This is a genomic window from Thalassotalea sp. PS06 (genome assembly GCF_007197775.1).
In the GTDB taxonomy this organism is placed as follows: Bacteria; Pseudomonadota; Gammaproteobacteria; order Enterobacterales; family Alteromonadaceae; genus Thalassotalea_A.
The window spans coordinates 3,102,017-3,123,046 of the sequence record NZ_CP041638.1; the positions used below are offsets into that span (position 1 = coordinate 3,102,017).

The window sequence follows — 21,030 nt, forward strand, 5'->3', positions numbered from 1 at the left end:
GGGCTCCTAAAAATAAGTCGGAAGTTACCCACTAGCGTCGTCAGTAGCAACTCCCATACTAGTGGCTAACTTTCTTGCTTGCAGCATACCTGACTAGCCTCGGGTTTTTCCCCTGAGGCTGTTTCCACAAGAATATGAGAGGGTGAGGGTGTGGAGCTAAGCAAAAGAATTTCAATAGGTTAACAAGTTTTACGTGTATCCTTTTGCATGGCGAACTCAAGCCTATTGACCTATGCTTTTTAAACGAGTCACCTCCAAAAGCGAATAAAACTAATGAAATACCAATGGAATTGTTGTTTATTGTCTATTACTTTAATCATCATATCCGGTGCTGGGCTTGCTGCAGATACCCCACCAGCGAAAGAGGGAAATAATGGTATCCCTTTCCTGAAGTATCAAATTCAACAGCTAGAATCTGAGCTGGAAGCCACAAATCAGCAGCTGTCCGAAGCGACAGCCCTACTCAAGAAAAAAGAGTCTGATATAGAAAGTTTGAATACTGAATTACTGAAAGTTGAAAATGAAGTAGGTCAGTTAAGTGCATCCCTTGAAAAAGAACAGAATTTATATCGGATCCCCGCTACCGGACAAAAGGAATGTTGGTTTAGCGAATCGCTTGACCCAGATGATCCGCACGTAAGTAACAGTTGTTCAGGATCTGGGCAAGACGCGGAATATAAAAGCGGATTGCCTTTGCCAATGATAAGGTTTATCGATAATCAAGACGGTACCTTTACCGACAACTTTACCAAATTAACCTGGTTAAAAAAGGGAGACTGCTACCCGGGTATTGATTGGCATGGTGCATTGGAAGCTGCGGAAAATTTAGAAGGCCATGAAATAACTTCTATTTGCGGGTTGGCAGACGGTAGCCAACCAGGAGATTGGCGAGTTCCGAATGTGAGGGAGCTACAAAGTTTACTTGACTACCGAACAGCGGATATCGGTGGAAATCGTTCACTACCCACGACGATTCCTCTTACCGGTGTGGATGTTTATTATTGGAGTTCAACGTCTTTCGCTGTCAATCCAACTTCAATTTTTTCAGACTTAATCTTTGCGTGTTCAACTCGTAATTACGGGGCTGATAATAGGTTTCGATTCAGCGACGCATACGTCGTTAATTTTCTCTCTGGCGAGACTATTCATACGCCCAAAGAAGCCAGAGAAGACATTGACACAAGACACGGAATTTATGATCCAGGTATAGACAATAACCCTTGTGCGACTACTGGATTTCGGAGTGCCTCACCACCAAATGGAATTCCTAATCCAGGCTTTATTGCCGTTAAAAACGAAAAAGACTAACTGTTCGCTAAATAGCTTCAGTACAAGGGGCCTCTGGAGAAGTGAGAATTTCCAAAAGGACACTTGCGTTAGGTTCGCCTCTGGCCCCCTACTTAAGGTACCCAACGGCCCCGAAGCGGGACAATCTGGCGAACAGGGTAAAGAGGCAGCTAAGAGGGAAATTTCCCCGACCGACAACCCCCCGCCCGAATGGTGGGGGTGGGAGGGACTAGGGGAAATTAAAATTTTCAGCTATCACTCAGCTTGAGCTATTCCCTTCTTCTAGCCTCTCTAATTTTCTTTTTCATTTTTGCTCCCCTCCCTACCCCCTGCCCCTTTTTTAGTAATTACTTTTTTTATTTACTAATATTTAAATGAAGCAATAAGTTAATAAGGTTTTTTGTAAATCCTTTATAGCTTTATTTGCCTTTATAAAAGGAATAATAATGGACATTGAAAGCTTTTCAGAAGACCTAAAAGGACGTTATTTGGCTTGCAGAAGTCTGGGCAAGCTGAACTATGTACTAGCCTATCTTTTTCTTATTCTGGCGACGGTTAGCAGTGCAGCTGCGGCCTTGTCCATTGCTCTTGGTTATTTAAGTCCAGCAGGTAATGCCGCTTTAGCCGGTTTGCCTGGGATTTTATACGTTGCCAATCGCCTCTTTCGTTTTGAAGAGAAGTCTAAATGGTGGTACGAGAAATTCTATGTAATCGAGGGTCTGTACCGTGAGCTTGTTCGGGAAGGTCAAAATGAAAAGACGGTAAGTGAAGAGTTGACGGTTCAATCTCGAGAACTAGCGAAACGTTGGCCTGGCTTTGGGGAAGCGCCTTATTAAGCTCTCACCAAGATATATTAAATAGTGCTGTAGCTGTACCAGTTTAAGAAGGATTAAAATGTAGTAGCTCAGACCTGATCTGACAGTTACCCATTTTTAGATAAGGTATCTGTCAGTTTAGATTTGAGCTAAATTCTTTTCCGCCCAAATCTGTTTGCCATCCTTAAGCGTTTCCATTGGCGTTCTGCCACAGCACATTTTTCCTTGATGCGTCCGTTCAGTGTTGTAGTAATCCATCCAATCGTCCAGATCTTTCTGTAATTCCTCTAAGCTGCTGTAGAGCTTTTTCCGGAATGTAACTTGATAGAATTCGTTCAGAATTGTTTTGTGGAAGCGTTCGCAGATACCGTTCGTCTGGGGTGACATCGCCTTGGTTTTTGTATGATCGATATCATTAATTGCCAGATATAGCTGGTAATCATGCTTCTCAACTTTACCGCAATACTCCGTCCCGCGGTCAGTGAGAATACGTAGCATTGGAAGCTCATTATCCTGGAAGAATGGCAACACCTTATCATTGAGAATATCGGCCGCTGTGATGGGCGTTTTGGTGGTATAGAGCTTGGCAAACGCCGTCTTGCTGAAGGTATCCACGAAGGTCTGCTGATATATCCGGCCAACACCTTTTAGGTTCCCAACATAAAACGTATCTTGAGAGCCAAGATAGCCTGGATGTGCCGTTTCTATCTCGCCACAAGCTTCGTCGTCATGCTTTTTCTTTTCCAGCGCGGCAACCTGTGCATCAGAAAGGATGATGCCTTCGTTGGCGACTTTCTCTTCAAGCGCTTTTAAGCGTTTCTTGAAGTTTTCCAGGTTATGCCTAAGCCATACAGAGCGAACTCCGCTGCCTGAGATAAATACACCGTTCTTGCGTAATTCATTGCTGGTTCGATGCTGGCCGTGAGCAGGTTGTTCTATGGCGTAATCAAGGACCGCTTGCTCGGTGCTTTCATCGACACGGTTCTTGAGGTTAGGTTCGCGGCGGCTTTGGTTGATTAAGGCATCAATACCACCATCTTCAACGAGCTCTTGATAGCGATAAAACGTGTCTCGCGATACACCCATCACCTTGCAGGCTTTCGACACATTACCGAGCTCTTCCGCTAAATTTAATAAGCCAGCTTTGTGTTTAATGATTGGGTTGTTAGTATATAACATGAGAGTTACCTCTTTTGTTTTGATTCAAAGATTCGACACCTTTAATCAAAATGGGTAACTCTCAACTTTTCAAGAAGATATGTCAGATCTAGTCGGAACTAATTCAGATTAAAAAGTTAAGTTACCTATAAACATACTTCTCTATTCTTCGTCACCCCCTGTTCGAAACTAATTCAAATAATTTAGATAAGTCTCTTCTGTTATCAAGTTGTGTTCTTTTAGTACATTTAAAGCGGCATAGTCAGAGTATTTATAAAACTCCTTTATATTACAAATCGCTCGCTTTGATAAATATCTATTATTTACGTGTGCTTGCGCTCTGATCCTTTGCTGTTTGTGCGGACAATTTACATTCAACAAGACACACAACCTCCGCATGTCTTCTTGCATATTTTCTTGAGTACCAACGAATAAAATATTTTTATAATGTTGCGCTATAAAATTTCCATTATCTGTATACCATCCCAGCCCCCTACCTATATGCTCTACTTCGGTATTTCTCATTAACCATTCCGCTTGCGTTTTCAAAACAGGATTGGTAGACGTTAAAGACTCTGCCAAATCATTTGCAGTTCCAAATAACTTAATTAATTTTTCGTAACGCTTCCCACTTGGCCACTCAGCAAATGGGTGACCAGTAGCTAATTTACTGTGAATTTTATTCGGCAACTTGTAATAAGGAGTATCGGAGGCATGATAAAGGCTATTTTCATCATATCCAGAAATATCAAACTCAATAATGCTTAAGGAATGGTTAAAAGCCGAAACAAATCGTTTAATGGGATCTCTCAGCCAAAAAATGTACCTTTGGTTAATATCAAATATAGGTTTTTGCATATGAATACTGCGTAAATTAGGCAAATTAGATGTAATATATGAACCACCGCATTTCCCAACATGGACATATGTTAAGTTTTCATAACCCTTTTGTTTACTAAATGCTTTATAAAATCTACTTGCTCTGCCTAGACTCACCTTACTAAATTGCCTAAGAAAAACTCTTCCTTCAGAAGTAATTCGGTTACCCAAATTTGCAATATCCATGAATGTTGAACTCCAACATAGTTTGGTCTTATATTTTTAGTTACCTGTATTATCCTACTACAAGTGCAATTGAGCGGCATTTCTGTTAGCAATTGAGCTGTCAAAAACTTCAGCATAATCGCTTGACTCTAAATCACTTAATGAATAGCCATTTCGTTTATACCAGTAATTAGTCTTCAATTTCGCTCTGTTGTTTTCTTTGGATATGATGCGGTAGTGGTAACAGAGCAACAATCCGTTTTTAATATCGGATTCCCGTAAACGCGAATGAAATGGATTGAGCTCTTGCTTATTCCCATAAATGGAATCTACTATGTATGGTTCACTGGTAGGAAGCTTGGGATGATGATCCCAAATATCCTTAAATACAGAGGTCTTGAACAAACATTTGACTTCGATTTGTTCATAGCGGCACCTAAATTTTTCTATATGGTGAAGGTGCTTTTTATCATGATTCCACCGCCAAGTATTAGCCTTTAAAATGCTGACTGGTGATTTATCTCTACCGTTAGAAGACATCATGACCCATGGGATTTTAATACAATCAGCATGCAAAAATTTCTCTAGTAAAATTTCTCGAATAGTTTTTTCTGAATTAGTGCGAATAAATTCATCAACATCAATATAAAGCACCCAATCGTATTTTCGACGCAAACATTTATATAATTTTGATGCGTAATTTTTTTCAATAATATTTTTTTCAAAAATTACACTAGCACTTTCCTTTTTTAGGATATTTTCGTAGATAGATTTATCATTGCTGTCATCATCAATTATGAAAATATCATCTATTCCTTCCCTTCGATAATAGTCAACAAATTCCCCAACAAAATACTCATCTTTACATCGAGTAATGATTGCTATTAACTTTTTAGGCCTTAAAGAAAAAAAATTGTGAAATAGTGTTGTGTAAAGCATGAGGTCATCCATGTAAATTATATTGATATAACAGGCTTACTTAGAAGCTATGCAGTACATCTAAGAATTACACTCTACCGAATACACCCTCGCGAAATTCAATTCATCCCTGCACTTCTCTATACTAGTACAAAGGATAAATTATGCTTAAAAATCAATAAAAAACAATTAAACTTAAGCAATAACTGGTTTATATTGAATGGAAATTACTCATGGAAAAATTCAATTCCCTTCTTCGTGCAAAAATCAGTTATTGAAAAGCTTTTGAAAGGTTTCATGGTTGAGGCCTTTTGGGTTAGTTTGGATGCTCCCTAGTGTATTACTGCCTCCGTATATCTAAATACTCAAAAAACCTTAGACAATTAGCGTTCCAACCACCCAACCTCTTGATTTAAATAAAAATTTAAACAGCCATCTTTTGTTGGTGTAAAAAAAGTCAGACAGTTACTTCGATTTCCGACGAGTTTAAAAAACCTCTACCACTCCTGCTCCCCACCCACCCCACGGGTTTCAGTTCGGTGAATGCTCGGAGTTCGGAACATTTTTCCTATAAAAATCTTGGAGTTACTATAAAGGTCAGCTTCGGGGCGAAATCATAGTTCGGTATAGGGTCGGAACCGGTCAGGAATGCATAAGTGTAGCCTAAAAACCCATCTTTTTCAGTGGGTTACTGGTTCGATTTTGGCGTTCGCTTGGTCTCATAATCGGTAGGTCCCCTGTTCAAGTCAGGGACGGGCCACCATTCTCTCAAGCGCTTGAAGAAAACATCTTAATCGAGATGAGCTAGCCACATCATAAGGAGCAGCAGTCAACAGTAGACCAATGAATTCCATCTTCTGACTGCAGAACTTCACCAGTTTCTGAACGAACGGTAAAAATTCCGTCAACCCATTCAACCGATATGAGATCCTGGGTGGTACCGGATTGCTGAGGCTCCCAATAAACACCATCAAAAGACGTTATGATTGTTCCGTTATTACCGACCACGACAAACTGAAGATTTGCCCAAACAACCGCATTTAACTGGTCAATGGAGTTAGAGTTTTGAACAAACCTATTAATTTGCATTCAAGATTGAGCCGAAAAACCAGCGAAATTGCATTCCCAAATGAGCCAGATGGCGGAGTGCTAATCTTCTGACGATACAGCAAAATATATTGATGATAATGGCTCTCTTTTCGATGCAATTCGTGGATCAGCTTTAAGTGCAAATTTACATCCCATTAAACAGACAGCAATTCGGGTAAACAAGTAAGGATAAAATAAGCGAACACCAGCCAAACCGTCTATTATTCAGTAACATAAGTCACCAACACTAACGGTTAAAGGCAGAGCTAATCCGCCTCAGGCAAAGGAGAATTGAAGAATGAGACAAAACAGAAAACCTCTCCCTCAACTTTCTGGCGAACTTTTCTTAAATGACGCAGTACTTGAGACGGACATCATTTTTAATAAGGGAGTCGATATTCGAGAGTTTGCGGCACATACATTATTAGAAAATAATGAAGGGCGAGAGGTTCTCTCACATTACTTCAAAGATATGTTATCACTTGCTAAGAAATCAAAAGCGGGTTTCATTTTGGACTGCCCAACATGGAAAGCCCATATGCACTGGGCTGAGGACCTGGTCGCTAGCGAAAATGAAATTAGAAAAGCAAATACTGATTCGGTTTTATTTGCTGCCAGGCTGCGAAATGAGTTCTCAGAAAATGAGCAACCTATTGTCCTTAATGCATTGATTGGTCCCAAAGGAGATGCATACTCCCCGGAAGAGATGATTTCGGCTGACGATGCCGAGAAATACCATGCTCAGCAAATTGGCTGGCTTGCTGAAACTGATGTAGACATGGTTACCGCTCTCACTTTCACTCAGGCCGAAGAGGCTATAGGCGCTGTGCGTGCAGCGATGAGCGCCGGTTTGCCAATTGTTGTTTCTTTCACCGTCGAAACCAATGGAAAGCTCCCAACAGGTCAGTCACTAGAGAGCGCTATCCGACAAGTGGATACTGCTACAGATAACGGACCAGCTTATTTTATGATTAATTGTGCTCACCCCGATCATTTCTCAAATGTGATTGATGATGCTCCATGGGCAAGGCGCATACGCGGTCTTCGTTGTAACGCCTCAAGATTAAGCCATTCTGAGCTTGACGAATGCGACGTCCTTGATGATGGTAACCCTGTTGAATTGGCAGCACAGTATTCCGTACTTAAAAATCGAATGCCCTGGCTGAATGTTTTCGGTGGTTGTTGTGGAAGCGATCTTCGCCATATTACTGAGATCCCCAAGGTGATGTCAGTAGAACAGAAATTCTGAACAATTGGTGCTCAGTAAAAGATTCGCTATCTTAATTTTTTCGCAAGGTTAACCCCTTTCTGTATGTGGTGGTCAAGTAAAATTGGCTACCACGGTAACTACATAATGCTTTAGGTTAGCAATAAGAAAGCGACCGTCAATCGGCTAACAAACCAAATTGAAGATCGCTAACTTGATTGCTTTTTGATTTAAAGCAGCAAATCGAATTTAAGGTGTAGCTGACGTTGCTTTGATAGTGAAAATATTTGAAAAATTGTAATTTCGGCCCCCTTTACTGTCTAATTTAAAGCCTGACCAGCTTTTATAAGCACCTAAACTTGTCCCCTCAGAATACCTTTTACTGCCATCTTTAGCCGGTTCATCCCACATGATCAGAAAGGAAAAATCATCTGGACCATTTAATTCATAGCTTACAAACGATGCTCGATAAGTTTCACCAAACTTCTTTTTTTCCTTATCATAACTCTTAACATCGTAATACCCTGAGCTAAAATCAAGAACCCACATCGGCTCACCGCCAGCCTCATAAAAGGTCAGGCTATAGTCATCATTTTTTTTCGCTACTGCGGGCTTTTCCTCATCATCGCTGATATTCCAGCCACCTTCACCACGAACTCTTATCACTAAAGGTTCCCAGGTTCCTGTAGTCCAACCATCAACAATGTGCTTCAACTTCTCTTTATCTACTGCTTCACCTTCACCTGCCATGCTCAACGGCGAGAACATTAAAATTACAACCGATATTAATACTGAAACTCGCATAACTGTCTCCTTGTGTTAATTTAGTTTCATCAATATAAAACGCCTACTTAGAGATTGACTCCGCTCTAATTACGCCTGCGTTTAATTCCTAAACTTAGTAGAAAAGCAACCGAATTCAAGTCGTTAAACGCTTTACTGTTAACGTGAACATTATAAGCTCTAGACGTTAATGACGCTGAATTGGTAGATCCTCAGCGCAAGTCTAGGAGGGCACCATTCTTTTAATCAATTTCAAATCTAAAAAGAAAGCAACAACCGACTCGCTCCCAACAAAACATGTAGCCACCTGAATTCACTGAAAAATAGTTGAACCATAGATCACAACGGTACAAAGCTTTGCAAATTGTTACAGATTGGCTCGCCGAACTAAGAAATACTTTTTTCGAAAAATGCTTACCCCCGTTGCCAGTATATCCGTTGTTTTTGTTTGCTCTGATACTCCCGCTAAGCGTACCTAGACGCCTCTAAGCGCATCAAGCAAAGCTAAATGGAACTATTTATTCATACTGCTGCACTGCGAGAAACCAGCCTTTTTCTGTTTTTTAAATCGATAAAATAATTTTGATAATTCCTTTTACAGGTGGTTTATGCGTAATAAATTTAAACAACCAATAATAATATTGTTTTTAGTTTCATTTCTCACCGCGTGCTCAAATGATGATGAAGTTAGCACTGATGAAAACAGTAGCGCTATCGTTCAAAAACCGGACGCATTTTCATTCGCGGCGAAAAACGACCAGCCTAGAAATACTCTCATTTCCTCCGAGAGCATTACAATATCCGGCATAACATCTAAAGCTGAAGTGAATGTTAATAATGGCGAGTATTCGATTAACCAAGCAGCATTTACCAAGGATAAAGGATTCATTGAAAACGGCGATACATTAGCCTTACGAGTATTAAGCTCAAACAACTACGGTGAAACAACCTCAGCAACGGTTAATGTTGGCGGCGTAGAAGCGAGCTTTGAGGTGACCACTGAAAACGAGTCGCTAGATTCCGTCCCTGAACCTTTTAGCTTTAACAACGCCACTGAACAAACCCCATCTTCACAAACCACTTCAAATACCATCACAGTTACCGGTATCAATACCGCGACACCAATCCGGATTGTTGGCGGTGAATATAAGGTTAATGGCGGTGCATTTGTATCATCAAAGGGCACGGTAAATAATGGTGATACAGTAAAAGTGCGAGTACAGAACTCCACAGATTTTAATTCTACGGTTGCAGCCACCCTATTCATTGGCGATGTCAGCGCTGAATTTAGATCTACAACTGGCGATGAAGAAAAACAAGTTGCCAGCCTTCCATTTCAGGGGTTTGTCGGAAATACTACTGGCGGCGCAGGCGGAAAGGTAATTAAAGTTACCAACTTAAATACTAGCGGCCCGGGAAGCTTACAAGATGCAATTGACCAACCTGGTGCGCGTATTGTCGTGTTCGATGTTTCCGGCGTTATCGATGGCGACATCACCATTAACCATGGTGATTTAACGATTGCAGGGCAAACGGCGCCAGGCACCGAAGGGGTTACGCTCCATGGTCACCTTTATACGCGCTATATTCGTGATCCGGATAATAGCTTTGGGAATATTATTGTCCAACATATTAGAGTACGCCCGCCACTTGGGAGAAGGTCTCAAAAAGATCATGATGCCATTCAGTTTTCATCGAATAACCACGTTATCCTTGATCACGTGAGTACATCGCACGCGAGTGATGAAAATATTGATTTCTATAGTGGTGCCAAAAACATCACGGTGCAGTGGTCGATTATCAGTTTCCCTAGAGAGACACAAACCCACAAAAAAGGCAATGGCTTACTTAATGGTCCGGGTGGCGGTCTAATTGCCGTACACCATAACTTATTTGCACACAACAGAAGACGAGCGCCAGCCATTGCTTACGGGCCAGCAGATATCCGTAATAACGTTGTTTACAATAGTAAGGAAGCGACCGTGCACCACAACCCTGCAGATGGTGAATTCAACATCATTGGTAACTATTACATTGATGGTCCAAGTGAAACCTTATTGCCAATTTGGTTAGACCCTGAAAATTCAAACCCGCAGTTAACTTATTATTCCTTTGATAATTATGTTGATGACCCGAACAAGCCCTACACAGGTACGTTCAGCAACCCTTTCCTGGAATTGACGAATTACAATTTTTATTTAAAAGGCGTAGTAACGGCAGATATGTTTGATAACGAACAGCCTATAGATTTCAGTAAAAAAGCGGGTTATGAGCCAATCACCACCGATAGCTCAACCGTAGCCTATCAAAGAGTGTTGAAGTGTGCGGGGGCGTTCCCAAGAGATGCCATAGATACCAAAGCAATAAACGATGTTATGGATAGAACCGGCAAGTATAACGGTAATAAAGATCCAGACCTGTTTTGGGGATCAACATCTCGCGATATCGATTCCGAAGACAGCGATAACGATGGTATGTTAAATACGTTCGAACAAGAAAATGGGCTAGATCCCAATGACCCTAATGACATTCATACCACCCTTAGTGGTGGTCGTTCAGCCATTGAAACGTTTTTAGAGCAACGAGCCATTCAAATAATGGGAAATGCAGAAGAATGCTTTGAATAAAGCAAATCCATAAGAGCCGAATTATTCGGCTCTTTTTTACTCGAGCCTGCACAAGCATTTCATAACGGCTGAAGATAATTTATTGGCGCTTGCTTGGTAACATAATCGGTAGATCCCCTGTCCGAATTATGCGTACAAAATACCAAATAAAAAACAATTAAATACAGTTCAATCTCGATAACTCGAGCTAATTACCTTGCTCAAATTTTTAAGAGAATCTCTTCGGAACAAATCACATAATTAATCATCAAGAAACCTTGCCGTACTGCCCAAGAAATTTACAAAACGGACTAAACTCACTTAACACAAAAACTAAAAACAAGACTTATCAACAAGTTGCAGCAATGGCTTAGTTATTGCTGAGTAATTCAGCAATTTTCACGCACGAGGAAATAAAATGAAAACTCCTTTTAAAGTAGTTTTATCCTTAATGCTGTTTTTTGTTTTTAGCCAATCTAAAGCTGATGTAATCACAGTCGAATTAATCGATAGTGATACTCCAATTGAAGTATCAGGAGATACTAAAGTTGATTTAATTGCCGACTTCGATGGCACATTCAATTCGATTAGCTCTCTACTGTTCACCTTTTATTTTGAAGGTGACCTTTTTGATAAGAATGATGAATATATCGTCTTAGGCTTCCCTGATGAAAATGGACCTGGATTTGGAGCAAGAAACTCTTCTGAAACCTCTTTAGAAGTTAGAATTAGTGGTCTAGTTACAGGTCATCCGGAGCTAGCGTTTTTTCTTGATGGATATCAAGAGTTTCAATTTTCAATGTATATGGGTTCATTGAATCTCGCTCGGGCTACACTTACAGCTACAGGCGACTTCAATGCACGTCCAGCGCTCATACCAGAACCGCAATCCATAGTTTTGCTAAGCCTAGTATTTTGTGGGCTTTTGATTTCACGTAGAAATGAACCACATAAAAAAAGCCAACATTAGTTGGCTTTTTTTATCTTTTAAATTTTTAAACTTGGCGTAAATCTACTTCAAGATCTTCTCAAAATACTCCACCAGCATCCGCTTGTCGTAACCGATGAGGTCGTCAGCTTCCATCCCAAACAGTCTGCGGTCCAAATACCCCATATCTTTGATGTCGTCGCTGCCCTCTTTCACCACATTGCCAGAAGCATCTTTGATGGTGTATTCAAATGCCATACGAGGAATGTATAGGTCTTTGATAACCCGTATTTCCTGGGTATTAAAACGAGTATCGCCCGCTAAATCGATGTCGGTGAATTTTATATCTATGGTGGCGTTTTTATCTTCAAATTCATCTGCCAGTGCTTCAGCCAGCTTGTCTGCGACATTCTGCTCAAACCGGGACTGCACCCCCATATTACCCGCTTCGATATCGGTAAATTCATCAGGATGAATCAAGGTAACCGTTACCATTCTATCCTGGGCAACAATGGTTTCTGGCTTTTCTTCAGTGCTGGAGCACGATGCCTGCAGCACGATGAATATCAAAACGAATAGCTTTTTCACTGTATTCTCCTGTTGGTAACTTAGTTTTAGCTTAGATGCAGTAGCAATCTCCCTCAAACTAAATTAACCAATAGCAAAAGTCTGAGTCGTCTTCTAAGTTTGCGCTATGCTTGAGAAAATTACTAATTGGCTCAATTAACTCTTCACTCGAACAAGGATATGGTTAAACCGAAAATGTCCGAGCAGAAGTACACTCGGATCTAATCCCAATGGCAAACCGGTTCTAATATTCCAAGTTTTTGTTAACCCCAAGCCGGGCTGCAAAGCAGTGCCAAAGAAGCGAAGTAGCCAACAACCCAAACCAGTGAACGCCATTTCGAAATGTCTTTCACATAAAAAATGATATATAGAACTCGGGAAATAACATAAGCAATTGCCAGATAGCCGACTGCGCTCGATGTCACATCGGTAACCATCGCCACTAACACACCAGCGGCAAATAACGGAAAGCTTTCGATTTGATTGTTGTGAGCAGCATGGGCGCGCTTACCCCATCCAGACAGGGATGCCTGTTGCTCACGAGGATTGTTATTGTCATAACCGCCCTTCATTTTCGCCTGCGCTTTTACCAATGGCAGTTTTGAAAGGGTGTGCAGCAAGCCTGCGATAAACAGACACCAAAGTTCGATTGTCATATTAAACCTCTGAAATTTTGATTTATTTTTGTGCCTCTATATTACTCCGATAAGGCCATTGCGCAATGGAGTATGTATCCGAGTGGAAAGACCTTTGCTAACTTTTGAAGATTAAGCCATCACGACGACTTTGAGCTATATGCAAAACGAGCTCTTACCTTGTGTCAAAAGTTGATTTAATTTATTGTAAATTGCGCCAAATAATTACTCAGATTGTTGATTTCAAGAAAAACCAAATTATCGAAATCAACAAGTTAGCATTAGCATAACCTACAGATTTAAATGGAATTAATGTCATCTCTTAGCCGTATAAAAGCCCTAGTTGAAAATGATAAAAACAAGCTGTTTTCTATCTCTCTACTACTCATTTCCTACTTTATCCTGCGACTGTTTTTCCAGCAGCTACCAGAAGCTAAATCCGTATTCATTTTTAGTACCGGTTATTTAGTTGAATGGTTCTATGGCTTCGGTTCCTACGATGGTGAGCAATGGAATTTTTTGATTCATTCCACCAGTTTTGTTGTCAATGAATCATGCAGTGGCACAACGTTTTTCTGCTTACTGATGTCATTTCTTATCTACAAAAAACATCTTCAGAATATTTCGATATCTTGGTTACTTCTCGCCTTCCCTATTGTCATTTTTGCCAACACAATGCGAGTGCTTTCAGCCATTTATCTATTCCAGACATTGTCATTTTTCAACGCCGACAACCTTCAGGAAATACTCCATGTTGCTATCGGAAGCATAACGTTTCTCGTCGCATTTTTATTAATTACGCTCAAGCTTGATATGCAGGTAAACAAAAATGAAACCTAAAACCATCTCACATGTATTGTTTCATGTCATTTTGTGGGCAATGGTACTGCCGCAACTCAGCTTGATAGGTCTCAATCTGTACAGCTGGCAGCTTATCGGCGAAGAGGCAAACATGGAAGAACGTCGTTGGGCGTTAGTAGTCCTTTGTCTGCAAATTGGGTTATTAACCGGCACTCTAGTCGCCATGGCATTGCAACTCATCAATAAAGTCACGATAGGCTGGAAAATTCAATTGGTATCCCTCGCTGCACATGTGAGCTACATGATTTTCTTTGTAGCGACACTCAGTGACATTATCCCCAATAGCATCCAGCCCTGGATTCTTAATGAAGGCAATGTTGGACGATGGACCATTACATTGCTCATGCCCGGCGCGTTTATCTCACTTTATGCGCTTACTCGGGCAACATTCTCGAAAATTAAAACTACCGGTGGCGCGGGCTCGCTCATTGTTTTAAGCCTCGCAATGCCCCTATTGTGGTATGCATTCGTAGTGATAACCCAACCGGCTTGGCTGGGGCAGTTATCCGTTGTTATCACCATAACCTTATCTGTCATCATGGTTACCTTGTTCCTGGGCGCAATCATTCGTCTTTGCGACAAAATCCTGATAGGTAACGAATCGGGCGTGTTATACAAAAATCATTACGCAGTCGCCACGATTTTTGGGTTAATCATGCCAATACTGGGGCTTGCATTAAACATCCAGATTCCATTCCCCGCGGATCTCCAAACTCCGATAATTTACGTGTTAGCTATCGGTAACGGAGCAATTCTTTTATTAAAGCCGGGGATGGATAGATTTACCCCTCAGGTGTTGTTTTTAAGATTCTTGTGTTTGCCCTTTACTGTCTATTTCTTCTTGGTATTTTTGCCGTTTTTGCCTTTATCCCTGCTTGCCATTATCGCTATGGGCGCAGGCTTTTTAATGCTGACACCGTTAGCACTCGGGATATTTCAAGCGCGAGTTACTTACAGCGAATTCACTACATGTCGAACAAAAATCGGAAGTATGAAAACAGCTATCATCGCTGTTTGTGGCTTTTTGATCATCCCTGGATATCTGCTGGTTCAAGCAAACCTGGATAAGAAGGCCTTGCATACCAGTCTTGATTATTTTTACTCCCATGACATGCAGTCTGATGCATTATCGGCATCAGAAATGGAACGGGCTGCAAACGCTCTTGTGCAGCTTAGAAACCGCAAACAAAACGCACAACTTCCCTACATATCAGGTAGCTACAATAAAATCGTATTTGGCGATATGGTTCTGACCGATAAAAAAATAGAATCTATGTATCAGCTTCTTACCGGGGAGAAAATAGCCGAAGCACCAAACTCAATAACTTCACGTCAAAACTCTTCAAGGCGAACATGGCTGACACCACCGAGCACGGATACCAGCGTTCAATCTATGGCTGTTATCGACAAAGGAACGACTAAAAAGACATTAAAGCTCACCTTGCGTAACCACAGCGATGATACCCATTCGCTGTATCGTGAATCCATCACCATCCCAAAAGGTGTATTTGTAAGTGGCTTGCGATTGAAAATCGGAGATACCTGGGAGGATGGCCAGATCTTCGATAAAAAGACAGCTATTTGGGTATTTGAAAAAATCACTGAGGTTCGCAGAGACCCAGCCTTAATCTACTATTCATCACCTGAGACATTGGACTTTAGGGTTTACCCATTTCCAAAACAGGGAATTCGCGAAGTTGAAGTTGATTTTACCTATCACCCGGCCTCTGCGGCTACGATAACACTGGGCGACCAGGAATTAGCGTTAACCTCATCTAATCTTTCCGGCTCCATTGTCGACACAAACAATAATGCGATTTCTATGGAGCAGGTTTCCCAATTTGCGTTTCTTCGAAAACCTTATCTGCATTTTATTCTGGATTATGGCGCCAGCAATGCATTTACAGCGTCTGATTTCGCCAAACGTATTTTTGAAATTCAGCAACAATTTGATATCGATTCAGCCAAAATATCTGCCGCCAATATCAGTCTTTCCAGCACAGTCGAGATCAGTGAACTAAGCGCTTTGACCACCGAGCAATTAGCGCAAGAAATAAAGTCTATCTCTCTTGCCAGAGCTGGCGGCTTTTGGCAGCAACAGGCGTTAGCAAAATTGTTTATTGATTTTGATAAAAATCTAAAGCCCGAAAACCTCAATCAAGTACCCGTTTTTATCAGCATTTCCGATAAACCCACGAAACTCAAAAACATCGATTTGAGTGCCTGGCAATCGTTAATCCCCGATTTCGATAAGTGGTATGAAGCGACCCCTGACAAGGTTCAGGCTCACCCACTAAGCCCTATCAATGCCTCGGTGAATCAAGAGCTATCTTTGATCTATCCGCTAACTGGACTCAAAAGGGTATTGATACTAACAACCCAAGATGGCTTAAAGGCCGTTGCAACGGATACATCAAGTCTGGTCGGTGACATGTCCCTAACGCCAGAATTTTATTCACCAGCAACAAAGCGCTTTGTTTTTGTTCAACAAACAAATAAAGAATATCCGGCAACTGATGATTGGCAGAAATATGCGAGCTTATGGTTAGAATGGGAAAGAGCAAGTACCAATCCTTCTCTACTGGAATCGAAAAGAACGTATTTTCTAAACGAAAGCAAAAACCATGGCCTTGTGCTTCCTACAACATCGTTAATTGTTGTCGAAAGTGCCTCACAGTGGGAAATGTTAAAACGCAAAGAAAAGCAGTCGTTAAATAATCATAGTGGTTTGGAATTCGAGAATGAAACTGATGCTTCGGAGCCCGCGGCTTGGATATTGCTATTACTATTTGCGATTATTGCAGCATTAAAGCCTGCAAAGATTCAAAGATATATTGGCCAATGGCGAATAAAAAATTGAGTTTCAAATGTATGAAAAATTAATTTGGAGCACTAATAACGCAAAGAACCCGGCCCAGCACCTGAGATTTACTCACTGGGCCGAATTGTTCAACAGATAGGCTCTGAGTATTCTCACTGCGACTCCAGATCAGCCCATTCTTATCCACCATGGCAACGGTTTTGACATTAACGCCATGTTCAGGGTGATTAATGACCAATTGCTGCTCAGGTTTAATTGGCAAAAAATTAAGCAAACTGGTACACAATAGATAACTCGAATCAGGCAGTAAGGGTTCCATCGCCTCTCCCTGCACCTTTAAGACATTAAAACCAATCATCATTACGCCCTATTCTGTTAGTGAGATTGGCATAAGAGGGTAAGTCAGATTCCCGTGGCTTTTTAACACGCTGGAATAATCACCAGGATCAGAACGGCTTTTATTACCACATGAAAAGCGCGTGCGAAGCTTCTCGATAAGACGATTACTCGCAAATAATTTGTCTTTTTTAAGCATCCTATCTTGGTTAAATTCAAACAGTTCGGCCTGAGCCATTAAGCCCAATTTGGCTTCTAAATTGGTATTAGAACAAGGGATCAATTCCGCCTCAATATTCACATTGGCCTCACGACCAAATAAATCATCCGCAGCACGAGCAAAATCTTCTTCAATTCTCGTAAGCCGGTATCGATTGCGAATGGTTTTAAATTTTTTCACTAATCTTTGATAAGCGTCTTTTCCATTCATCTCTTTAGCGTTTACTGACGCAAATCCAAATAACTGATCGAGTAACATCATCAATTTAAACATTCCTTCCTCCGCAAAACTCTCCAAGTATTAGTGAAGCATCGATTGAGAAGCTGCTTTCGAACCACGATTAACGGGGCTGGTTGTATGCTTCATCGCATTCTGCCCACAGTGTTGAATATTTGGATACTTTTTGGAAAATTCGACAATCGGCGTCCAGGTTACAGATAAAGCCTGAATGGCTAGCAGGCGCACCTCTTCACAGCTCTCATTTTTTTCCAACAAGGCGCGACAATAATCTTGAGGTAATAACAGATAATGAAGTGAGGTTCGCAATTCCCCCTGAGCTTCGAACAGGGTCGAGAGGTTGTGGCAGGTACAAATCCAGGCCATTAGGGTATCCGTATCGTTGGGATAGTTTTGGCATTCCTTTGATAAAACCTCATAAGCCTGAAAATAAACAAGCTCGGCATTGAGCCACTGCTCTTTACTGTAGAAATCATTCCCTTGTTTTAAAAGCGTGCGCCAAAGCAGTTTTTTCGGTGAATCGGGTTGCTGAACTTGTTGCATATTGGATAACCTTCAAGAAGCAAAAACACCACTAAACGATAATCATTATCATTTAGATTTGCAAGTTTTTAGATAAAAGTTATCTCAAATCGAAACTCTACCTTGATTTTCTGGGTGGTTATCGCAAATTAACGATGCGGGAAGGTAATTTCTTGACTCCCCCGGTCCTAACACTTAAAACAATTAAACAAATTCTTAACAAAGTGCGTATAAGTAATCTCGCTCCTATCTTTCGAGCGTGTTAACAATACCCAACAAAGATAACCTAAAAATGTATGGCATTATCAATAAATTAAGAAAAAATGATTTTAAGCTGTTTGCTCAAATAGTTTTGAGCTCACTCCTATTTATTGGAATGAACTTAGCATCAGCTAATACCTCTGCGACAGGGCCGCATATTGAAGTATCCATCCATAGCGAAAATCAAAGCTGGCAACCCGGCAGTGAACAGTGGATAGGGATCCTGTTAGAACCGGAAGATGAATGGCACACTTATTGGCAAAACCCCGGGGATTCCGGCGAGGCGCCAACTATTAACTGGAGCAGTGACGCCGAACTGCAATTTGGTCACATTCAATGGCCAATCCCCAAAGCTATCCCGGTGGCCCATCTGGTAAACTATGGCTATGAAGGCGCCAACCTGTTAATGGTACCGGTTCAGGTGCCTGAAAACCTTAACCAAGACAACATCACTATAGATGCCTCTTTATCCTGGTTGGTTTGTAAAGAAGACTGTATCCCTGGATGGGCAGACTTATCCCTGACATTACCGGTGCAACAACAAAGTCAACCGTCCACTTCTAAGCCTTTGTTTGATGATCAGCGCCAGTCTCTGCCCCAAAGCCAGGCACTTGAAGGTAAGTACGAAATAACCGAAGAACATATTTCCATCGCCTTCACCGCACCTGTTGCTTCAAACTGGACCGTATTTCCAATTCGCTCTGATGTTATTCAGCATAACCAGATACAACAAGCTATCGCTGACGGTACCCAATTTACCAGTGTTATTCCGCTGTCCGACTACTTTGTAAAATCCGACGATGCGTTACAGTTTCTGGTGAGTGATGGCGAAACTGGCTATTACCTGACAACTCAAGCCAATAGCATGGTACCCGCCACAATCGAAACCTCCGAAACCAGCAGTCTCTGGTTACTGGTAGTGATGGCCTTTGTTGGTGGTTTAATTCTCAATATCATGCCTTGCGTATTGCCTGTGCTGTCTTTTAAAGCCCTGTCGTTATCCGAGCAAACAATGTCCTTGAGTAAAAAACTCGGCTACCTGATTGGTGTGCTATTTAGCTTTAATGTCTTCGCCGTTCTTATCATTGCCCTGAAGGAATCGGGCAATGCCGTTGGCTGGGGTTTTCATATGCAGGAACCTGCGGTCATCGTGGCGCTGTGTTTTCTGTTTGTTTATATCACTCTTACCCTTCTCGACATTGGCCCAACAGGTGCTAAGTTTGCAGGCGTCGGCCAGTCCCTTATCAAGGGCGATAGTTTTATCAGCCAGTTTTTCACCGGCGTACTGGCGGCGATTGTCGCCTCGCCCTGTACTGCGCCGTTTATGGCAGCAGCACTGGGTGTGGCGCTTTTAAGCGACAATATCTCCGCATTCGTTATTTTTAACGCTCTGGCCATCGGCTTTGCCTTGCCAATGACCTTATTAATAGTATCGAAAACGTTTCGTAACCGACTTCCCAAGCCTGGCCCCTGGATGAATACCTTTAAAGTGTTCCTGGCCTTTCCAATGCTGGCAACTGTAGTTTGGCTAGTATGGGTATTCCTTGGACAAAGCAATGGCAGTGCTCAATTTGTACTGATGATGGCGTTGTTGTTATTCGCACTGCTTCTATGGATAGCGTCGGTAAGCAGAGGCTGGTGGCAAAACGTAATGCAGGTAAGCGCACTTGGCTTTGTGGTATTTGCTACCTACATAAGTGCATCTGTGACCCCAAATGATAATGCGACTGACAATACGGCGAGCTTTGAGCAAGCCTATAGTCCTGCAGCGCTTGCTGAGTTAAAACAGAACAATCAGGTTGTGCTGGTTAACATGACCGCAGATTGGTGTATTACCTGCAAAGTGAATGAACAAGTCGCCTTTGCCGATCAGCAAGTGCAAAGCGTTCTCCAGTCTTCTACAGTGAACTATATGGTTGGAGACTGGACTAATAAAAACACCGAAATTCTTGAATTTTTACAACAGTACCAACGCTCTGGCGTGCCCTTGTATGTCATATACGCAGGGGATAGTTATGAGCAGGTATTGCCACAAATACTTACGGCCGACATTGTTATTGAGGCCATTAATCAAGCTAAAAAGGAAATCAATCATGGTTAAACATAGCGCCATACTAACTTTGTTTTTCTCATTCGCATTATCCCTGTCGGTGCAAGCCGGGGTTAAAGTTGACGAGGCAGCGCCGGATTTTGAGTTAGTAAACGAAGCGGGCAAAACCGTTAAACTCAGTGACTACCAAGGTAAATATGTAGTTTTAGAGTGGACCAATCATCTGTGTCCATACGTTAAAAAGCACTATGAAAGTGGCAATATGCCAAATCTACAAAGCAAGTATACCGACAAAGATGTGGTCTGGTTGCAGGTCATTTCCTCTGCCGAAGGTAAGCAAGGTTATGTTGAAGCCGAAGAAGCCGTGGCTTTAAACAAAGAGCGTCAAGCAGCTCCTTCACACGTATTGTTCGATCCTGAAGGTGATGTAGGTAAGCTTTATGGCGCCAAAACTACACCACATATGTACATCATCAATCCGGAAGGCGAGCTTAAATACGCGGGTGCTATCGACAGCATCAAATCGGCAGACCCAGCAGATATTGAGAAAGCGACAAATTACGTCGATACCGGCTTGACCTCACTGATGGCTGGTGGCGAAGTGGAAAACAAACTAACACCACCTTACGGCTGTTCTGTTAAATACAAAAGCTAATCGTTAGCGTATTTCTGTGGGAGAAGCTTA

At 41.6% G+C, this 21,030-nt stretch carries 18 protein-coding genes; 9 read left to right on the top strand and 9 right to left on the bottom strand.

The features are described from left to right. Positions 1-273 precede the first annotated feature (273 nt). Complete coding sequence (locus tag FNC98_RS13650; protein ID WP_144034858.1) at positions 274-1,308, top strand: DUF1566 domain-containing protein; 1,035 nt, start codon at positions 274-276, stop codon at positions 1,306-1,308. Positions 1,309-1,733: 425 nt separating this feature from the next. Then, positions 1,734-2,123: a hypothetical protein gene (locus FNC98_RS13655; protein ID WP_144034859.1), complete on the top strand. Its 390-nt coding sequence runs from the start codon at positions 1,734-1,736 to the stop codon at positions 2,121-2,123. 117 nt (positions 2,124-2,240) lie between these two features. Here FNC98_RS13655 and FNC98_RS13660 read toward each other — a convergent pair whose 3' ends face one another. The 3 genes from FNC98_RS13660 to FNC98_RS13670 form a co-directional block, all read right to left on the bottom strand. After that, entirely contained in the window at positions 2,241-3,281 is a 1,041-nt protein-coding gene (locus tag FNC98_RS13660; RefSeq protein WP_144034860.1) for an IS481 family transposase, read from the bottom strand. A gap of 168 nt (positions 3,282-3,449) precedes the next feature. Next, positions 3,450-4,325 carry a hypothetical protein gene (locus FNC98_RS13665; protein ID WP_144034861.1) on the bottom strand — a complete coding sequence of 292 codons (876 nt, stop codon included), beginning with the start codon at positions 4,323-4,325 and terminating at the stop codon, positions 3,450-3,452. A 57-nt stretch (positions 4,326-4,382) separates the two neighbouring features. After that, positions 4,383-5,243, bottom strand: a complete 861-nt coding sequence (locus tag FNC98_RS13670; RefSeq protein WP_185967979.1) for a glycosyltransferase family 2 protein — start codon at positions 5,241-5,243, stop codon at positions 4,383-4,385. A 1,366-nt stretch (positions 5,244-6,609) separates the two neighbouring features. Here FNC98_RS13670 and FNC98_RS13675 point away from each other — a divergent pair. Then, the gene (locus FNC98_RS13675; protein ID WP_144034863.1) at positions 6,610-7,560 is read left to right on the top strand and encodes a homocysteine S-methyltransferase family protein; all 951 of its coding nucleotides are present in this window, start codon (positions 6,610-6,612) and stop codon (positions 7,558-7,560) included. 207 nt (positions 7,561-7,767) lie between these two features. Here FNC98_RS13675 and FNC98_RS13680 read toward each other — a convergent pair whose 3' ends face one another. Next, positions 7,768-8,322 carry a hypothetical protein gene (locus FNC98_RS13680; RefSeq protein WP_144034864.1) on the bottom strand — a complete coding sequence of 185 codons (555 nt, stop codon included), beginning with the start codon at positions 8,320-8,322 and terminating at the stop codon, positions 7,768-7,770. Between the two features lie 587 nt (positions 8,323-8,909). Here FNC98_RS13680 and FNC98_RS13685 point away from each other — a divergent pair. Next, complete coding sequence (locus tag FNC98_RS13685; protein ID WP_144034865.1) at positions 8,910-10,928, top strand: polysaccharide lyase family 1 protein; 2,019 nt, start codon at positions 8,910-8,912, stop codon at positions 10,926-10,928. Between the two features lie 397 nt (positions 10,929-11,325). Continuing rightward, positions 11,326-11,877: a hypothetical protein gene (locus tag FNC98_RS13690; RefSeq protein ID WP_144034866.1), complete on the top strand. Its 552-nt coding sequence runs from the start codon at positions 11,326-11,328 to the stop codon at positions 11,875-11,877. Positions 11,878-11,919: 42 nt separating this feature from the next. Here the strand turns inward: FNC98_RS13690 and FNC98_RS13695 are convergent, their stop codons facing one another. Both FNC98_RS13695 and FNC98_RS13700 read right to left on the bottom strand, forming a co-directional pair. Further along, positions 11,920-12,423, bottom strand: a complete 504-nt coding sequence (locus FNC98_RS13695) for a DUF3016 domain-containing protein (RefSeq protein ID WP_144034867.1) — start codon at positions 12,421-12,423, stop codon at positions 11,920-11,922. Positions 12,424-12,665: 242 nt separating this feature from the next. After that, positions 12,666-13,058 carry an MAPEG family protein gene (locus FNC98_RS13700; RefSeq protein WP_144034868.1) on the bottom strand — a complete coding sequence of 131 codons (393 nt, stop codon included), beginning with the start codon at positions 13,056-13,058 and terminating at the stop codon, positions 12,666-12,668. A 282-nt stretch (positions 13,059-13,340) separates the two neighbouring features. Here FNC98_RS13700 and FNC98_RS13705 point away from each other — a divergent pair, with 282 nt between their 5' ends. After that, entirely contained in the window at positions 13,341-13,877 is a 537-nt protein-coding gene (locus tag FNC98_RS13705) for an archaeosortase/exosortase family protein (RefSeq protein ID WP_144034869.1), read from the top strand. Beyond that, a complete protein-coding gene (locus FNC98_RS13710; protein WP_144034870.1) occupies positions 13,867-16,758 on the top strand; it encodes an MSEP-CTERM sorting domain-containing protein in 2,892 nt (963 codons plus the stop codon). Before FNC98_RS13705 ends, FNC98_RS13710 begins: the two co-directional genes overlap by 11 nt. A 19-nt stretch (positions 16,759-16,777) precedes the next feature. Here the strand turns inward: FNC98_RS13710 and FNC98_RS13715 are convergent, their stop codons facing one another. Genes FNC98_RS13715 through FNC98_RS13725 form a run of 3 tightly spaced genes read right to left on the bottom strand, consistent with a single transcriptional unit; the run spans position 16,778 to position 18,055 of the window. Beyond that, positions 16,778-17,038 (bottom strand): nickel-type superoxide dismutase maturation protease, encoded by a 261-nt coding sequence (locus FNC98_RS13715; protein ID WP_144034871.1) that lies wholly within the window; start codon positions 17,036-17,038, stop codon positions 16,778-16,780. Positions 17,039-17,086: 48 nt separating this feature from the next. Continuing rightward, positions 17,087-17,548 (bottom strand): hypothetical protein, encoded by a 462-nt coding sequence (locus FNC98_RS13720; protein ID WP_144034872.1) that lies wholly within the window; start codon positions 17,546-17,548, stop codon positions 17,087-17,089. A 27-nt stretch (positions 17,549-17,575) separates the two neighbouring features. Continuing rightward, positions 17,576-18,055 (bottom strand): hypothetical protein, encoded by a 480-nt coding sequence (locus FNC98_RS13725; RefSeq protein ID WP_144034873.1) that lies wholly within the window; start codon positions 18,053-18,055, stop codon positions 17,576-17,578. 355 nt (positions 18,056-18,410) lie between these two features. Here FNC98_RS13725 and FNC98_RS13730 point away from each other — a divergent pair, with 355 nt between their 5' ends. Both FNC98_RS13730 and FNC98_RS13735 read left to right on the top strand, forming a co-directional pair. Further along, positions 18,411-20,396, top strand: a complete 1,986-nt coding sequence (locus FNC98_RS13730; RefSeq protein WP_260680364.1) for a protein-disulfide reductase DsbD — start codon at positions 18,411-18,413, stop codon at positions 20,394-20,396. Beyond that, positions 20,389-21,000 (top strand): redoxin domain-containing protein, encoded by a 612-nt coding sequence (locus FNC98_RS13735; protein WP_144034875.1) that lies wholly within the window; start codon positions 20,389-20,391, stop codon positions 20,998-21,000. Before FNC98_RS13730 ends, FNC98_RS13735 begins: the two co-directional genes overlap by 8 nt. The last annotated feature ends 30 nt before the right edge of the window (positions 21,001-21,030 follow it).

What these genes read in the sequence shown, in the direction of transcription:
- FNC98_RS13710 (WP_144034870.1), top strand. Translation starts at nt 13,867, where the DNA reads ATGAAACCTAAAACCATCTCACATGTATTGTTTCATGTCATTTTGTGG.
- FNC98_RS13715 (WP_144034871.1), bottom strand. Translation starts at nt 17,038, where the DNA reads ATGGAACCCTTACTGCCTGATTCGAGTTATCTATTGTGTACCAGTTTG.
- FNC98_RS13680 (WP_144034864.1), bottom strand. Translation starts at nt 8,322, where the DNA reads ATGCGAGTTTCAGTATTAATATCGGTTGTAATTTTAATGTTCTCGCCG.
- FNC98_RS13665 (WP_144034861.1), bottom strand. Translation starts at nt 4,325, where the DNA reads ATGGATATTGCAAATTTGGGTAACCGAATTACTTCTGAAGGAAGAGTT.
- FNC98_RS13730 (WP_260680364.1), top strand. Translation starts at nt 18,411, where the DNA reads ATGAACTTAGCATCAGCTAATACCTCTGCGACAGGGCCGCATATTGAA.
- FNC98_RS13700 (WP_144034868.1), bottom strand. Translation starts at nt 13,058, where the DNA reads ATGACAATCGAACTTTGGTGTCTGTTTATCGCAGGCTTGCTGCACACC.
- FNC98_RS13655 (WP_144034859.1), top strand. Translation starts at nt 1,734, where the DNA reads ATGGACATTGAAAGCTTTTCAGAAGACCTAAAAGGACGTTATTTGGCT.
- FNC98_RS13675 (WP_144034863.1), top strand. Translation starts at nt 6,610, where the DNA reads ATGAGACAAAACAGAAAACCTCTCCCTCAACTTTCTGGCGAACTTTTC.
- FNC98_RS13670 (WP_185967979.1), bottom strand. Translation starts at nt 5,243, where the DNA reads ATGCTTTACACAACACTATTTCACAATTTTTTTTCTTTAAGGCCTAAA.
- FNC98_RS13650 (WP_144034858.1), top strand. Translation starts at nt 274, where the DNA reads ATGAAATACCAATGGAATTGTTGTTTATTGTCTATTACTTTAATCATC.
- FNC98_RS13660 (WP_144034860.1), bottom strand. Translation starts at nt 3,281, where the DNA reads ATGTTATATACTAACAACCCAATCATTAAACACAAAGCTGGCTTATTA.
- FNC98_RS13705 (WP_144034869.1), top strand. Translation starts at nt 13,341, where the DNA reads ATGGAATTAATGTCATCTCTTAGCCGTATAAAAGCCCTAGTTGAAAAT.
- FNC98_RS13720 (WP_144034872.1), bottom strand. Translation starts at nt 17,548, where the DNA reads ATGTTTAAATTGATGATGTTACTCGATCAGTTATTTGGATTTGCGTCA.
- FNC98_RS13685 (WP_144034865.1), top strand. Translation starts at nt 8,910, where the DNA reads ATGCGTAATAAATTTAAACAACCAATAATAATATTGTTTTTAGTTTCA.
- FNC98_RS13690 (WP_144034866.1), top strand. Translation starts at nt 11,326, where the DNA reads ATGAAAACTCCTTTTAAAGTAGTTTTATCCTTAATGCTGTTTTTTGTT.
- FNC98_RS13735 (WP_144034875.1), top strand. Translation starts at nt 20,389, where the DNA reads ATGGTTAAACATAGCGCCATACTAACTTTGTTTTTCTCATTCGCATTA.
- FNC98_RS13725 (WP_144034873.1), bottom strand. Translation starts at nt 18,055, where the DNA reads ATGCAACAAGTTCAGCAACCCGATTCACCGAAAAAACTGCTTTGGCGC.